The organism is Sphingomonas asaccharolytica NBRC 15499 (genome assembly GCF_001598355.1).
GTDB lineage: Bacteria > Pseudomonadota > Alphaproteobacteria > Sphingomonadales > Sphingomonadaceae > Sphingomonas > Sphingomonas asaccharolytica.
In genome coordinates, this window is sequence record NZ_BCYU01000005.1 from 42,894 (window position 1) to 56,548 (window position 13,655).

The 13,655-nt window shown below is 65.2% G+C and carries 15 protein-coding genes; 6 read left to right on the top strand and 9 right to left on the bottom strand.

The genetic code is table 11. The features are described 5' to 3' along the window. Nucleotides 1-16: 16 nt before the first annotated feature. Nucleotides 17-1,204: a pyridoxal-dependent decarboxylase, exosortase A system-associated gene (locus SAS01S_RS02325; protein WP_066804205.1), complete on the bottom strand. Its 1,188-nt coding sequence runs from the start codon at nt 1,202-1,204 to the stop codon at nt 17-19. Continuing rightward, entirely contained in the window at nt 1,201-2,685 is a 1,485-nt protein-coding gene (locus SAS01S_RS02330; protein ID WP_066804208.1) for an acyl-CoA ligase (AMP-forming), exosortase A system-associated, read from the bottom strand. The genes SAS01S_RS02325 and SAS01S_RS02330 overlap by 4 nt, the downstream gene beginning before the upstream one ends. A gap of 248 nt (nt 2,686-2,933) precedes the next feature. On the opposite strand from SAS01S_RS02330, the gene SAS01S_RS02335 reads away from it, so the two are divergent. The 4 genes from SAS01S_RS02335 to SAS01S_RS02350 are packed head-to-tail and all read left to right on the top strand — an operon-like array spanning nt 2,934 to nt 5,117. Continuing rightward, the gene (locus tag SAS01S_RS02335; protein WP_066804211.1) at nt 2,934-3,221 is read left to right on the top strand and encodes an acyl carrier protein; all 288 of its coding nucleotides are present in this window, start codon (nt 2,934-2,936) and stop codon (nt 3,219-3,221) included. Next, nucleotides 3,218-3,916 (top strand): hypothetical protein, encoded by a 699-nt coding sequence (locus SAS01S_RS02340; RefSeq protein ID WP_066804214.1) that lies wholly within the window; start codon nt 3,218-3,220, stop codon nt 3,914-3,916. The genes SAS01S_RS02335 and SAS01S_RS02340 overlap by 4 nt, the downstream gene beginning before the upstream one ends. Then, entirely contained in the window at nt 3,904-4,674 is a 771-nt protein-coding gene (locus tag SAS01S_RS02345; protein ID WP_066804217.1) for a hydrolase 1, exosortase A system-associated, read from the top strand. The genes SAS01S_RS02340 and SAS01S_RS02345 overlap by 13 nt, the downstream gene beginning before the upstream one ends. A gap of 56 nt (nt 4,675-4,730) precedes the next feature. Continuing rightward, complete coding sequence (locus SAS01S_RS02350) at nt 4,731-5,117, top strand: nuclear transport factor 2 family protein (RefSeq protein WP_066804220.1); 387 nt, start codon at nt 4,731-4,733, stop codon at nt 5,115-5,117. Between the two features lie 2 nt (nt 5,118-5,119). Here the strand turns inward: SAS01S_RS02350 and trxB are convergent, their stop codons facing one another. Next, the gene (trxB, locus tag SAS01S_RS02355; RefSeq protein ID WP_066804223.1) at nt 5,120-6,088 is read right to left on the bottom strand and encodes a thioredoxin-disulfide reductase; all 969 of its coding nucleotides are present in this window, start codon (nt 6,086-6,088) and stop codon (nt 5,120-5,122) included. Between the two features lie 232 nt (nt 6,089-6,320). On the opposite strand from trxB, the gene SAS01S_RS02360 reads away from it, so the two are divergent. Next, entirely contained in the window at nt 6,321-7,331 is a 1,011-nt protein-coding gene (locus tag SAS01S_RS02360) for an alpha/beta hydrolase (RefSeq protein ID WP_218016233.1), read from the top strand. 6 nt (nt 7,332-7,337) lie between these two features. On the opposite strand, the gene SAS01S_RS02365 is transcribed toward SAS01S_RS02360, so the two are convergent. After that, on the bottom strand, nt 7,338-8,534 hold the full coding sequence (locus SAS01S_RS02365) for an acetyl-CoA C-acyltransferase (protein WP_066804226.1): 1,197 nt from the start codon (nt 8,532-8,534) through the stop codon (nt 7,338-7,340). Between the two features lie 105 nt (nt 8,535-8,639). On the opposite strand from SAS01S_RS02365, the gene SAS01S_RS02370 reads away from it, so the two are divergent. After that, entirely contained in the window at nt 8,640-9,512 is an 873-nt protein-coding gene (locus SAS01S_RS02370; RefSeq protein WP_066804228.1) for an HpcH/HpaI aldolase/citrate lyase family protein, read from the top strand. 107 nt (nt 9,513-9,619) lie between these two features. Here the strand turns inward: SAS01S_RS02370 and SAS01S_RS02375 are convergent, their stop codons facing one another. The 5 genes from SAS01S_RS02375 to SAS01S_RS02395 form a co-directional block, all read right to left on the bottom strand. Beyond that, the gene (locus SAS01S_RS02375) at nt 9,620-10,468 is read right to left on the bottom strand and encodes a helix-turn-helix transcriptional regulator (protein ID WP_218016234.1); all 849 of its coding nucleotides are present in this window, start codon (nt 10,466-10,468) and stop codon (nt 9,620-9,622) included. A gap of 68 nt (nt 10,469-10,536) precedes the next feature. Beyond that, nucleotides 10,537-11,358 carry a DUF4198 domain-containing protein gene (locus SAS01S_RS02380; RefSeq protein WP_066804230.1) on the bottom strand — a complete coding sequence of 274 codons (822 nt, stop codon included), beginning with the start codon at nt 11,356-11,358 and terminating at the stop codon, nt 10,537-10,539. A gap of 4 nt (nt 11,359-11,362) precedes the next feature. Beyond that, nucleotides 11,363-11,815: a hypothetical protein gene (locus SAS01S_RS02385; RefSeq protein ID WP_169804887.1), complete on the bottom strand. Its 453-nt coding sequence runs from the start codon at nt 11,813-11,815 to the stop codon at nt 11,363-11,365. 17 nt (nt 11,816-11,832) lie between these two features. Beyond that, nucleotides 11,833-12,432: a HupE/UreJ family protein gene (locus tag SAS01S_RS02390; protein ID WP_066804234.1), complete on the bottom strand. Its 600-nt coding sequence runs from the start codon at nt 12,430-12,432 to the stop codon at nt 11,833-11,835. Further along, nucleotides 12,429-13,613: a DUF4331 family protein gene (locus SAS01S_RS02395; RefSeq protein ID WP_066804236.1), complete on the bottom strand. Its 1,185-nt coding sequence runs from the start codon at nt 13,611-13,613 to the stop codon at nt 12,429-12,431. The genes SAS01S_RS02390 and SAS01S_RS02395 overlap by 4 nt, the downstream gene beginning before the upstream one ends. Between the last annotated feature and the right edge of the window lie 42 nt (nt 13,614-13,655).

Genomic DNA, 13,655 nt, shown 5'->3' on the forward strand with positions numbered 1-13,655 from the left:
TTGCGTTAGGAGTAAGTTAGACGAGGATCTCCGCGGGTCTGCGATGACCCAGGAACTCCCAGGGACTGGCGGTAAGTCCATATGCGCCCGCCATGAAGATCGCGATGACGTCACCAGGGCCGGCCACCGCCAAGTCGACCTGATCGGCGAGGCGATCGAGCGGGGTGCAGAGCGGACCGACGACGCTTACCATTTCGCGCTCCGCGTCTGGCGCAGCCGTGGCAACGGCGACGGGGTAATTGCGGCGGACGACGGTGCCGAGATTACCGGTGGCGGCGAGCTGATGGTTAAGGCCGCCGTCGCAGACCAGGAAGATTTCGCCCCGACTTTCCTTGCGATCGACGATCCGGGTCAGATAGACGCCGGCTTCGCCCACCAGCCAGCGTCCCAGTTCGATCGCGAATCGCGTATCGGGCAACGCGGTCAGTCTTGGCGTCAGCGCGGCACCGATCGCTTCGATATCAAGCACCTGCTCGCCGGGAAAATAGGGAATGCCGAACCCGCCGCCGAGATTCACGAGCGGCGGCGATGCCCCCGCTGCCTCAGCCAGCCGGACGGCGAGGTCGAGCGTGTGCGCCTGGCTGTCGATGATCGCCGCGGGATCGAGCGCCTGCGATCCCGCGAAGATGTGGAACCCACGCCATTCGGCGCCTCCCCCCAGGATGCGCTTCACCAGCGCCGGGACGCGATCCGCATCGATCCCGAATGGCGAGGGACGCCCGCCCATCCGCATCCCCGACCCGCGTAGCTCGAATTCGGGATTCACGCGGACGGCGAGTCGCGGCGCCACACCGCGCCGTTCGGCAATGGCGAGCGCACGATCCGCCTCGCTTTCGCTTTCCAGGTTGATCGTAACCCCGGCCGCGATGGCGGCATCGAGCTCGGCATCGCCCTTGCCAGGTCCGGCGAAACTCGCCGCCCGGTCGAGATCGACGACACGAGCCAATTCGCCCGCGGACGCGACGTCGAACCCGTCGACCAGCGGCGCCATCGCCGCGAGCAACGGAGCGAAGGGATTGGCCTTCACGGCATAATGGAGGTCGATGCCGGGAAACGCAGATCGGAACCGCGCAACCCGGCTCCGTACTATCGCTGTGTCGTAGACAAACAATGGCGACGACGTGATCAACTCTTCCACCGAGCGGCCGCCGACCGTCAAGGGAAGCGATTGGAATTCCAGCGGGATCGCGCCCATTGGCTTCATGACGTCATCCCCCTCAACCCAGCGCGATCGAGCTTGCCGTTGGCGTTGCGCGGCAACTCGGCCAGCCAGACATAGCGCGCCGGCTGCATGAAATTGGGCAAGTCGCGGCGTAGACGCTCCCGTAAGACCGGTTCGACGGACCCGTCGCCCTTCGCCACCACCAGTATTGCCTGGCCCTGGCGCTCGTCGGGAACGCCGATCGCGACCGCCTCACGCGTCTCGCCGCCGGCGGTGATCGCTTCTTCGATTTCGTTGGGACTGATGCGGTTGCCGGCCGATTTGATCATCTCATCATCGCGACCGACGAAGCGCAACAGCCCGTCGGCGTCCGCTACCACCGTATCGCCCGACCATACCGCCATGCCACCCGCTTGGGACCATGCTGGCGCGGGCCGGAAGCGCGCCGCTGTCCGTTCGGGATCCCGCCAATAGCCTTGCGCTACCAAGGGCCCGGCATGGACCAACTCGCCCGGTTCATCGACTGCCGCCCGTGCGCCATCGGATCGTACGATCATGATATCGGCAAAGGGGATCGCTCGGCCGATCGAATCCGGGTGGTCCACGACCAAGGCTGGGTCGAGATAGGTTGAGCGGAACGCCTCGGTCAGTCCGTACATCGGATAGATATCGGCGCGCGGAAAACGCTCGCGCAGTCCGTCGATCAATCTCCGGGTCAGTGCCCCGCCAGAATTTGTCATTTTTCTCAATGTGTTTGTGTCGATTTCGTGAGGGTCGACATCAAGTAATTGAGCCCAGAGCGGCGGCACGCCGGCTAGCGTCGTGATCCGCTCGCGCTCGATCGCGCGATAGACGTCGCGCGGCAGCAGATAGTCGAACGGCACCACGCACGCCCCTGCCGCCCAGGTCGAGAACAGCTGGTTCTGCCCGTAGTCGAAGCTGAGGGGCAGCACACCGAGCACGCGGTCGGCGGGATTGAGGCCGAGATAATGCGCCACGCTGATCGCACCGAGCCACAGATTGGCGTGGCTGAGCATCACCCCCTTGGGCCGCCCGGTCGATCCCGAGGTGTAAAGTAGTGCCGCCAAGGCGTCGGGATCGGTGTCTGACGGCGGCAGCGCCGGTCCGTCAAGCTGCGGATCGTCGGTCACGATCCTCACGCTCTCCGCATCGAGCGTTTCGGCGCGTGCGCCTTGCGTGATCAACAAGAGTGCACCACTGTCGGAAACAATATGCTGTACTTGTAGATGTTTGAGCTGTGGATTTATCGGAACATGTACGAAACCGGCACGCGCCGCCGCCAGCGGCATCAGGCACGCCGTGCGCGTCTTGGGCAGCCAGGTGGCGACGCGATCGCCTTGGGCCAACCCCTGCCCCGCGAGCCATCCGGCCAGCGCGCCGACCGCTGCTTCCAGGCCAGCGAAATCGAGCATGCCATCGCGCGTGGCCAGCGCCGGATCGCCAGCGCGCCCACGCAGCGTCAGGTGATCGAGCGGCCGCGGCACGGGGTCTAGTGGGATCATTCCGCTCTGATAGCGAGGCAAAGCGCTTCACCCAAGGGTACACTCTCGCACCCCTACGTCGTCACGCCGGCCTTGTGCCGGCGTCCACGGTGCAATTATCCGAATCCAGCCTTGTTGCGCGGTGGATGCCGGGACGAGCCCGGCATGACGACTGGATGTCCTGGGACACGTCACCAACGTCGACTGCGAGTCAGAACGATCGCCCCACCCTTCCCAAGCCGCTCCCCTATCGGTAACGCGCCGAAACGATGACTACGCACCACGCACCGTCGACGGTCGGCCAGACCGTGCGCGCCGTTCTTAAGGATGTCCTGGCGCTCGACGCCGATCGCGTCGCGGCCTTTGACGACGATACAGCGCTGTTCGGCGCCTTGCCCGAGCTCGATTCGATGGCGGTCGCCGGTGTGCTGACCGAGATCGAGGATCGGCTGCACATCCTGATCGAGGATGACGAGGTCGATGGCGAGATGCTCGAAAGCTTTGGTGCGCTTCGCCGTTTCGCCGAGGCCAAGGTCGCGGCGAGGAACGCCACATGATCGATCACTACGATTGGGCCGGTGGGCGCGAGGCGATGATGCGCTTCGGCCCCACCACTGGCCCGATCGTGGTCGCGGTTCTGCCGTTGTTCGAGGAAGCCAATCGCACCCGCACCTTCATCAGCGGGGTGCTGCGCCGCCTCGCCGAGCGCCACATCGCAAGCGCGCTCCCCGACCTTCCCGGCCAAGGGGAGAGCCTGGTGCCGACTGAAAACGCCATGCTGGCGGGCTGGCGCACGGCGTTGGCGTCCGCTTCGACCGCGGCCGCAGGCGAACGCCCAGTTCACATTTTATCGTGTCGCGGCGGGGCGTTACTCGATCATGACGTCAAGGCGGTATCGCGCTGGCAACTCGCCCCCGCCAAAGGCGAGGCCCTGGTCCGCGAACTGCTCCGCACCAGTGCGGCCGCGGGCGAGCGGATCGAGATCGACCTTGGCAATTACAATGACGAGGGTAACGCGGTGACGATCGCCGGCAATACGTTATCGCGCACATTGATCCGCGATCTCAACGCGGCCGATTGCGTGCGCGACGGCGCGGTCCGCGTCGTCCGGCTCGAGACCGACCCTGCGGTCGCCGACCGCAAAGTCGCCGGCGCACCGCTCTGGCGCCAGAGCGAGCCGGGCGATGATCCCGCGCTCGCCGACCTGCTGGCGGACGATATCGCCGATTGGATCGCGCGATGCGCGAGCTGACCAATTTTCCCTGCGAGGGCGATACGCTGATCGGCACGCTCGACGATGCCACAGATACGAGCGGGTTGCTGATCGTGTCGGGCGGCAACGAACTGCGCTGCGGCGCGCATCGCGGCATGGCGCTGCTTGCCGCCGATCTCGCCGCCGCTGGCATCCCGGTGTTCCGCTTCGACCGGCGCGGGATCGGCGATTCGGACGGCGCCAATCATGGCTATCAGGATAGCGGGCCCGACATCGCCGCCGCAGTTCGCGCTTTCCGCACACTGGCACCGCAGCTGACTCGCGTCGTCGCCTTCGGCAATTGCGATGCCGCCACCGCGCTCGCCTTGTTCCATCGCGGTGCCGGGATCGATGCGCTGGTCCTTGCCAATCCCTGGGTCGGCGACGAGGACGATGCCTTGCCCCCCGCCTCCGCCATCCGGTCGCATTATGCCGACCGCGCGCGCGATCCACGCCAATGGCTTCGCGCCTTGTCCGGTGGAATAAATATCGGAAAAGCGATCAAAGGGTTACGCAAGGCTTCTTCCAAATCGAAAGAAGCTACAAATCCGATTGCTGCGCGGATGGCGGTGGCGATGGTCGATACTCCCCGCACGATCCTGCTAGCCCAGCGCGACAATACCGCGATCCGTTTCGAGCATGCGTGGCACGAGGCGGATACGATCCATCATCGCGCAACCGACAGCCACAGTTTTGCACGACCGGGCGACGGCGACTGGCTGCGCGATCAGATTCTGGCTGTGATCCGAAGCGCCTAAGGCGGGAACGTCCCGCTCGCCTTCGCGTTTAGCCGTAACGTGACGGGAGCTATCCCATGTTTTCCAACCAAGACGTCGTCCGCGGCACGCTGCAAGCCTATGTCGACAAGGATCGCGAGACGATCGAACAGTTGATCGCCGAGGACTTCCATTTCTCCAGCCCGCTCGACAACCGGATCGACCGCGACACCTATTTCCGCCTCTGCTGGCCCAACAGCCGCAACATGGAGGATTTCGAGATCGTGCGCATGGCGACGGACGGGGACGCGGTGTTCGTCACGTATATCGGCACGGTCAGCGGCAGGCGTTTCCGCAACACCGAAGCTCACACCCTTCGCGACGGGAAGATCGTCGAGGTCGAGGTGTATTTCGGCTGGAACGTCCCACATGACGTCGCCGAGGGCGAGCATGCCGACCCGAAAACCGAGCCGGCAACCACCTGACCTCACTCGGCCGCTTCGGCGACCTTTTCGAAATCGGCCTCGGCCAGGAAGCGCTCGGCGTCGAGCGCCGCCATGCAGCCGGTGCCGGCGGCGGTGACCGCCTGGCGGTAGACCTTGTCCATCACGTCGCCGCACGCGAACACGCCGGGCACGCTGGTCCGCGTCGTGCCGGTCTCTACCTTGATATAATGGTCGGCGTCGAGCTCGAGGTGCCCACGAAACAGTTCGGTCGCCGGATGGTGACCGATCGCGACGAACCCGCCCTCGACATCCAGCCGTGAGAGCTCGCCGGTCACCGTGTCACGCAACTCCAGCGCGACCAGGCCGGCCGTGCCGCCGCCATCGACGAAGGTCTCGACCTCCTTGTTCCACAGCACCTTGATCCGCTCATTAGCGAACAGGCGCTTTTGGAGGATTTTCTCCGCCCGGAACGAATCGCGGCGGTGGATCAAGGTCACGTCGGGCGAGTGGTTGGTCAGGTAGAGCGCTTCCTCGACCGCGGTATTGCCGCCGCCGATCACCGCGACCTTCTTGCCGCGATAGAAGAAGCCATCGCATGTTGCGCAGGCGCTGACGCCCTTGCCCTTCAGCGCTTCCTCGCTGTCGAGCCCGAGCCATTTGGCCTGCGCGCCGGTGGCGATCACAAGCACGTCGCCGACATAGACCTCGCCACTGTCGCCGATCAGGCGGAACGGACGCCGGGTCAGGTCGACCTCGACGATCGTGTCCCACATCATCCGCGTGCCGACATGTTCGGCCTGGGCCTGCATCTCCTGCATCAGCCAGGGGCCCTGGATCACCTCGCGGAAGCCGGGATAATTCTCGACATCGGTGGTGGTGGTCAGCTGGCCGCCGGGCTGGATGCCCTGGACGACGATCGGCTCCATCCCGGCGCGGGCGCCATAGATCGCCGCCGACAGGCCGGCAGGGCCCGAACCGAGGATGAGCATGCGGGTCGTGTAGGTAGTCATGCGGGATGTCCTAGGGGCGAAGGGCGCTTTTGCGCAAATCTGGGGTGGCGCTTATCCACAACAAGCTGCGCCGCGGCGGAGAAAAGCTTGCTCCCACCCAAGCGGACCTGATCCGCAGCCTACGCTCTTCCCGGCCATCCATGAAACCGATTCATGGCTCCGTGGAGAAACGATGCTTTGTCGGCGCGGGACCGCATTCCTATCCCTCCCCGTTCCATAGAGGAGGTGAAGGATGAATCGAGTCATGGGTGTTGCAGCGATCCTGGCGGCCGTAGCAATGACGGCCACCGCCCACACCCAGTCGCGCGCCCCGCTAATCCAAACAGCCCCGACCGCCGCGGTCGCTCTCGAACCCGCCGCGGGCCAAAGGGTCGGCGTTTGGCAGCCGCGCGCCGGCCTGAAACAGGTTCCGATATGGCCAGGCAACGCGCCCGACGGTACGCTCAGGCCGCAACCGCCCGAGAACGTCGAGACCTATAAGGAACCGCCGGAATTCGGCGGCAAGTCGGAGGCAGTGCTCGACATTGCCGTGCCGACGATGACGATCATGCCGCCGAGCGGCCGCAATAAAGGTACCGCCGTGATCGTCTTCCCCGGCGGCGGGTTCCAGAAGGTTTTCATAACCTTGGAAGGGACCGAGATTTGCGACTGGCTGACCGTCCAAGGAATCACCTGCATCGTCTCGAAATATCGTGCGCCCGGCGGCAACGACTATTGGGACGACGGGCTTCAGCGTCACATCACGCCCAAGATCATGCGCGCTCTACAGGACGCGCAGCGGACGATCCGGCTGGTTCGCTCCAAGGCGAAAGAGCTGAACATCGACCCCAACAAGATCGGCGTGATGGGTTTTTCCGCAGGCGGTTATTTGGTCGCGCAGACCAGCAATATCCTGACGCCCGCGTACAAGCCGGTCGATGCGATTGATCGCATCAGCAGCCGGCCCGATTTCGCGGTCGCGCTCTATCCCGGCCATATCTGTCGCCACGGCAAGTTCGACCCCACGCTGCCGATCTTCAAGACCGCGCCGCCCACCTTCATCGCGCAGGCCTGGAACGATCCGATCGACCCGGTCTGCAACAGCCTGATGTACGCCAGCGCGCTCGACAAGGCCGGCGTGTCCACTGAAATGCACCTGTTCGCGAAAGGCGGCCACGCTTTCGGATTACGCAAGAAGAATGAGCCGGTTGGGATCTGGCCGCAATTGGTCGAGCGCTGGATGAAGCAGATCGGGATGCTGTAGGCGACCTCAGGGAATCTCGAATAGCCCCGCCGCGCCCATGCCGCCGGCGGTGCACATCGACACCACGGCGTACTTCACCCCGCGCTTGCGGCCCTCGATCAGCGCGTGTCCGGTCAGCCGCGACCCGGTCATCCCGAACGGATGCCCGACCGCGATCGCGCCGCCGTTGACGTTGATCTTGGCGGGATCGATCCCCAGCGTGTCGCGGCAATAGAGGCATTGCGAGGCGAACGCCTCGTTGATCTCCCACAAGCCGATATCCTCGATCTTGAGCCCGGCGCGCTTGAGCAGCTTGGGGATGGCGAAGACCGGCCCGATGCCCATTTCGTCGGGCTCACAACCCGCGACCTGAAAGCCGCGATAGATGCCGAGGATGTCCTTGCCCTCGGCTTCGGCGGCCTTGCGCTCCATCAGGATCTGCGCCGCCGCGCCGTCCGAGAGCTGCGAGGCATTGCCCGCGGTGACGTACTTGCCTTCCTTGATCACCATGCCGTCCTTGAACACGGTGCGCAGTCCCGACAGGATTTCCGCGGTCGTGCCGCCGCGGATGCCTTCGTCCTGGGTGACGGTGACCTGTTCGGTGCCGGTCTGGTTGCCTTCCTTGTCGAAGGTCGCCTTTTCGACCGTGATCGGCACGATTTCCTCGGCAAAGGCGCCCTTTTGCAATCCGTCGTAGGCGCGTTGCTGGCTCAGCGCAGCGAACTCATCCTGCGCCTGGCGAGAGATGCCATAGCGCGCGGCGACCACCTCGGCGGTCTCGATCATCGGCATATAGGCATATGGCTTCTGCGCGATCACCGACTGGTTCTGATACGGCTTGCCCGCCTGTTTCGCGGTCAGCGTGATCGATTCCATCCCGCCCGCCAGCGCGACGTCGAGCTCGTCGCATATGATCCCGCGCGCCGCGAGCGCGACCGCGGTGAGGCCGGAGCCGCATTTGCGGTCGAGTGTGAAGGCAGGGACGCTCGTCGGCAAGCGGGCGGCAAAGATCGTGTTGCGCGCGACATTATAGCCTTGCGTCCCCCATTCGTTGCCCGCGCCGTAGAACACGTCGTCAATGCGCGATGGGTCGATCCCGGCGCGTTCGACCGCGGCATTCATCACATGCGCGCCGATTACCGGCGCCTCGGTGATGTTGAAATAGCCGCGATTAGCCTTGCCGATGCCGGTGCGGGCGGTGGAGACGATGACGGCTTCGCGCATGGGCTATTCTCTCATTTATCGAATATCGGGTATGGTGCTTAGTCTCGCCGCGCGCGAAAAGCGAGAGGGCTGGCGCACATCGCTCACCTGCGCCAGAACGCCGCCATGAATATTGTCCCGCTTGCCGCCCGCTCGCTTCTATTCGCCCCAGGCGACTCGCCCCGCAAGCTGGAGAAGGCCGGCCTGAGCGCCGCCGACCTGGTGATCATCGACCTCGAGGACGCTGTCACCGAAAGCGCCAAGCCCGATGCGCGCAACGCAGTCGCCACGCACCTCAAGACGACGCATCGCCGCCAACCGCATTGGGTGCGGATCAACCCGCTCGATACGCCGCATGCGCTACCGGATCTCGCCGCAATCATCCCGGCTCGCCCCGACGGCATCCTGCTGCCCAAGGCGACGCGCGCCGATGCCGAACGGCTGAACAACTACCTGTCCGCGCTGGAGACCGCCGCCGGCCTGCCGCTCGGCGGCATTCCGGTGTTCGTCTTGGCGACCGAGACCGCCGCAGGCGTGTTCGACGTCGGCAATTACGCCGGATGCCCGCGCCTTGCTGCGTTGAGCTGGGGCGCAGAGGACAGCGCCACTGCGCTCGGCGCGACCAGCAACCGCGACGACGATGGCGAGTACGACTTCCCCTATCAGATGTTTCGCGCGCTCTGCCTGACCGGCGCCGCCGCCGCCTCGGTCAGCGCGATCGAGACTATTCACGGCGACTTCCGCGATTCCGCAGGTCTGGAGAAAATGGCCCGCCGAGCGCGCCGTGCGGGCTTTCGCGGCATGCTCGCGATCCACCCCGACCAAGTCCCGGTGATCAACGCCGCCTTCACTCCATCACCCGAAGAAATCGCCCATGCCAAGAAAGTCCTGACCGCGTTCGACGCCAATCCTGGCGCCGGCACGGTGGGTCTAGACGGCGCGATGCTCGACATGCCGCATCTCAAGCGCGCGCAGGCATTGCTGGCGATGAAGCGGTAGCGCTGGATCCGAACGAAAGGACGGCAGGGCGCTGATCCCCGCTACGCGACGCTCGTTCCGTTAGAATATGGCGGCGCGCGCCTTATTCATTTCCAGTTGATTGGCCGTCACCGCAGGGCAGTTGAGCGCTGAAAGTCAGTCGGCGATTGCCCATAATGCTGGCGAAACGCGGCGGTGAAGTGGCTGTGGCTCGAAAATCCGAGATCCAGCGCGAGCATGGTGAGATCGTCATACTCGGCGATCAGATCGAGCGCGCGCGCCAAGCGAACTCGCAGCTGGTACCGGTACAGCGGAACGCCTTCGGCCTGGGCAAACACCTGAGTGAGATAGACGGGAGAGACGCCGATCTCGTTCGCTATCGCGGCGAGCGTCCATCGCCGGCCCGGATTTGCGGCAAGCAGGATCTTCGTCCGATCCACCAGCTTCTTGCGTCCGAATGACGTGGCCCGAGCCGTCGAGGTCTTTTCGCCCAACGACCGCTCGATCAGGGTGAGCGCCAGCGTCTCCGCCTCGAGCGTCTCGATCGCGCCGCGGCCGAGCCCATGGCGCAGCGTAGCGACGAGTGCCTGCGCGCCGGGATCGATCCCACGACGCGCATGCCTGAACGTGATCGACGCTCCGCCCTTGGTCTGGTCGCGTGGCGCGAGCTCGCTCAGCAGTTCCCGCTCGATCGCGATCGACAGGCAGGCGTCGCCGCCGCCGACCGGATGGCTGATGCCATATTCCTCGTCATCGTTGAAAAAGATGAGTTGATTGGGCTCGGCGAGTGTCTCGGTTCGGCCGACATGCCGCATGAAAGCGCCACGATAGGGATAGACGAGGTGCGTCATAGTCGCGCATTCGCTCGGCGAGGCGTGACGACAGGTGCCGCGACATTGCACGTCCCGGATGGCAAGCGTGCTGGTCTCCAGCAGCACGCGAACCGACAATTCGTCGTCCATCGCCTGATTGCTCACGCCGTCAGCCCTGCTTCGCTCCATCGAGTCGCAAGGACTCATATCGCAAAAGCGCAAGGTTATCCCCTTCACTCGCTGACGCCGAAGCTGAGACTGGAGAAGTCGGTTTCGAAATCGGTCAGGCTGGTGCGCGGCCGCGGCCGCGTCCAGATCACGTTGAGCAGCCAGGCGCCACGGCCCGGCATCGCGAATATTGCCCGGCCGCGAGCATCCGTCCGGTGCACCTCGATCGGCTCGGCATCATGGTCGAGGTTGGTCAGCTTGACCAATGCGCCCGGCAACAAGCGGCCGCGATAGAAGATCCTGACCGGCAGGGTCCCTCCCCCCGGCCTGGTCAGTGGGCTACTCTCCGGGACGATTTCGAGCGACAGGCCTAGCGGCCTGGTTATCTGAACCTGGCCGCGCGGATCGACTGGCCCGACCTGCACGATCGCTTTTGCGTGGCGGCTGTAATTCTCGGCGCCATCCGTATCGGTGCGTCCGTTGCGAGCGCGCAGTTCGATCGCCGGCGTCAGCCCCTCGACCTTCAGATAGTCGTTGAACCGGATCGCGGGCAAATGGCTCTCGGCGCGATTATCGGTTTCGAGCGCGAGGACATAGGTGCCGGGCCGGCCGAACGACACGGTCGCGTCGTCGGCCGTCGCGCCGGGGTGGAGCTGCTTGCGCAGGTCGACCCTTCGTCCGTCAGGGGTCACGCCGTAAAAGGCCAGGATGCGCGACGCGGAGATCGGCGAGCGTTGCCGGTAAGAACCGTGGCCGACCTGGAGCGTCAGGCCGGCACGTCGTTGCGGATCGAGCCGCCAACGGACCGGCTGTAGCCAGAAATCATGCGCGAGCGCGGCGGTCGCACCGACCAGCGCGAATGTCGTCAAGGCGAAGCGAACGAGCATCGACTCACTCCATATGATCGGGAAGGTAGCCCGGCGTGACCGGCAGGACCGTAAGCGTTGCGTTCAGCGCCGCGATCGCGAGCAGCCAGCCTGCAACCACCTTCGGTGCAAGCGCCCAGTCACGCCGGGCGCCCCCCGCAGTCATGACGGTCGAAAGAGCGAGTATCGCGACGAAGAGGAGCTGGTTCGGTACGGTCGCCGAGAGGCCACCTCCGACGGCGCCGGCGGAACAGGCCAGCGCGACCGGCAACGCCGCTCCAAGACGAGGAAGCCAAGTCGCGATTGCCATTGCCGCAACGACTGCCCAGGCGACGCTCCAGACGATATCGGCCGGCAGCGCGACGACGAAGGCCAACGTCGCGAGCATCGCCAGTATCGATGCCGAGGCGCCGGCAAGCGTCGCTTTCCAGCGCTGCGGACCCAACACCAATCCGGCGCCGGTAGCCAGCAGCATCACCAATAATCCGGGGTCCCTCATCGCATAACGGCGCCCAAAAGGAAGACGCCTCCGATCGCCGCAATCGCACCGCCGGCCAAGCGGATCGCCGGCGTTCCCCCGCGTCGTGCCTCGAGCGATCCGAGCGCGATGCCGGCGACATGCAGCAAGCCCGTCGCCAGCACGAAGCCGACACTATAGCCCATCGGATCGGCGGCCGACGGCAATTCGCGGCCATGGGCGTAGCCATGGCAGATCGCGAACACGGCGACGATCGATGCCGCGATCCAGACAGGCGCGCGAAGCGCCAGCGCGATGCACCCGCCCAGCACCATCACCGACAGCTTTATGCCGATCTCGGTGGAGGGAATGGCAATTCCAGCCATGCCGACTACGGCGCCCGCGACCATCATCATCGGGAAGACGACCGGCAGTGCATAGACCAGCGGGCGCCCGAGAAAGGCGCCCCACAGCCCGACCGACACCATCGCCAGGAGATGGTCGGGTCCGCTCAGCGGGTGGGCGAAGCCCGATACAAAGCCACCGGCCAGCCCGGTTCCGGTATGCGCCGCCGCCGGCACCGCGACCAGTCCCATCGCGGGCGCCAATGCCCGCGCGACGAAACGAGCGCGGGTCATTTGCCGACGGATACCGCATCCGGCGCGGCCAGAAAGGGAAAGATCGTGGTCGAGTGTGCCTTGTCGTCGGCATGCACGCCGTCGTCGATCTTCGTGGTCGAGCCGTCGGCAAGCAGCGAGCGATAGACGTTGACCGCGTCGTAATTGATCGTCCGTCCACCGCAATCGCTCGCGAGCGCCTTTTCGCCGTTGAGCGCGGCACGCTCTACCGCGAACAATTGGGTGCAGACGGCCGACCGGCTGTTGAGCCACAGGCGATCATCGGCAAGCAGCCGGGCAAGCGGCCAATAACGTTGCGCTGGAGGGGCTTTGCGGTCGATCAGCAGACTATCCCCGCACCGGCCGTCGAACCCGTCGTAAAGCGCGATGCCCTGGGCGACCGCCGGAACGAAAGACGCGCTCGTCGCCGGCGTGGCTGCGTTGTAGCGCTCCTTCAGGCGATTGCTCTCGTCGGCCGCTCCCAGCGTCGCCAGCAGTGCGTTGCCCGTCAGCGGCCGCGCGGCGCGGTCGATTTGTCCCTTGGGTCCGACGGTCGCGCCCCAGACCGCAAGCATCGGCCCTCCCCTGGTGACTGCCGCGAGCTTGATCGAGACGACGATCGAATCCGGAGTCCAGCCGCGCAGGAAATTGGTCGCTGGACCGCCATCGGTCCTCTTCCAATGCCGCAAAATGTCAGCGGATTGCGCAGCGCTGAAGCCGGGGCAGCCCGACGCGTCGTAGCGCGCACCCGACGCGAGCGCAGCGATCGCGACATTATAGACATCGCGCGTACCGCGAACATTGTTGAAGAACGGATCATCGCGCAGCCCCGCGAACACCCGGAAATGGCCACGTCCGCTCACCAGCCCCGCCGACTTGCTCGCATCTCCGCGCGCCCGGTCGCCGCTCCCCAGCCGACAATCGGCGGCGGATGCGCTGGCAAAGCGGCAAACCAGCACGGTGGATGCCGCGGTTCGCCCGAAGCGCGCGCCGCTATCGATGTGGAAGACATAGCTCAGCTTGTCGGAAAAGCTGTGCCCGACGATCGTCATGACGAGATCGAGCTCGTTTCCATCCGGGGAAATCCACGCGAAAAGATCGCCAATGTCGGCGCGCGGATCGGCAATCACTGCCGGTGTGTCGAGATGATCGGACGCCCGCGCAGGCGTGATGGCGGTGCTCATGATCGCGATGGCGAGCACACAGCACCCCATGCGGCGCCGACGAATGGATTTTCCCACGAA

Coding starts and splice junctions, on each gene's coding strand:
- SAS01S_RS02325 (WP_066804205.1), bottom strand. CDS start 1,204: ATGAAGCCAATGGGCGCGATCCCGCTGGAATTCCAATCGCTTCCCTTG.
- SAS01S_RS02330 (WP_066804208.1), bottom strand. CDS start 2,685: ATGATCCCACTAGACCCCGTGCCGCGGCCGCTCGATCACCTGACGCTG.
- SAS01S_RS02335 (WP_066804211.1), top strand. CDS start 2,934: ATGACTACGCACCACGCACCGTCGACGGTCGGCCAGACCGTGCGCGCC.
- SAS01S_RS02340 (WP_066804214.1), top strand. CDS start 3,218: ATGATCGATCACTACGATTGGGCCGGTGGGCGCGAGGCGATGATGCGC.
- SAS01S_RS02345 (WP_066804217.1), top strand. CDS start 3,904: ATGCGCGAGCTGACCAATTTTCCCTGCGAGGGCGATACGCTGATCGGC.
- SAS01S_RS02350 (WP_066804220.1), top strand. CDS start 4,731: ATGTTTTCCAACCAAGACGTCGTCCGCGGCACGCTGCAAGCCTATGTC.
- trxB (WP_066804223.1), bottom strand. CDS start 6,088: ATGACTACCTACACGACCCGCATGCTCATCCTCGGTTCGGGCCCTGCC.
- SAS01S_RS02360 (WP_218016233.1), top strand. CDS start 6,321: ATGAATCGAGTCATGGGTGTTGCAGCGATCCTGGCGGCCGTAGCAATG.
- SAS01S_RS02365 (WP_066804226.1), bottom strand. CDS start 8,534: ATGCGCGAAGCCGTCATCGTCTCCACCGCCCGCACCGGCATCGGCAAG.
- SAS01S_RS02370 (WP_066804228.1), top strand. CDS start 8,640: ATGAATATTGTCCCGCTTGCCGCCCGCTCGCTTCTATTCGCCCCAGGC.
- SAS01S_RS02380 (WP_066804230.1), bottom strand. CDS start 11,358: ATGCTCGTTCGCTTCGCCTTGACGACATTCGCGCTGGTCGGTGCGACC.
- SAS01S_RS02390 (WP_066804234.1), bottom strand. CDS start 12,432: ATGACCCGCGCTCGTTTCGTCGCGCGGGCATTGGCGCCCGCGATGGGA.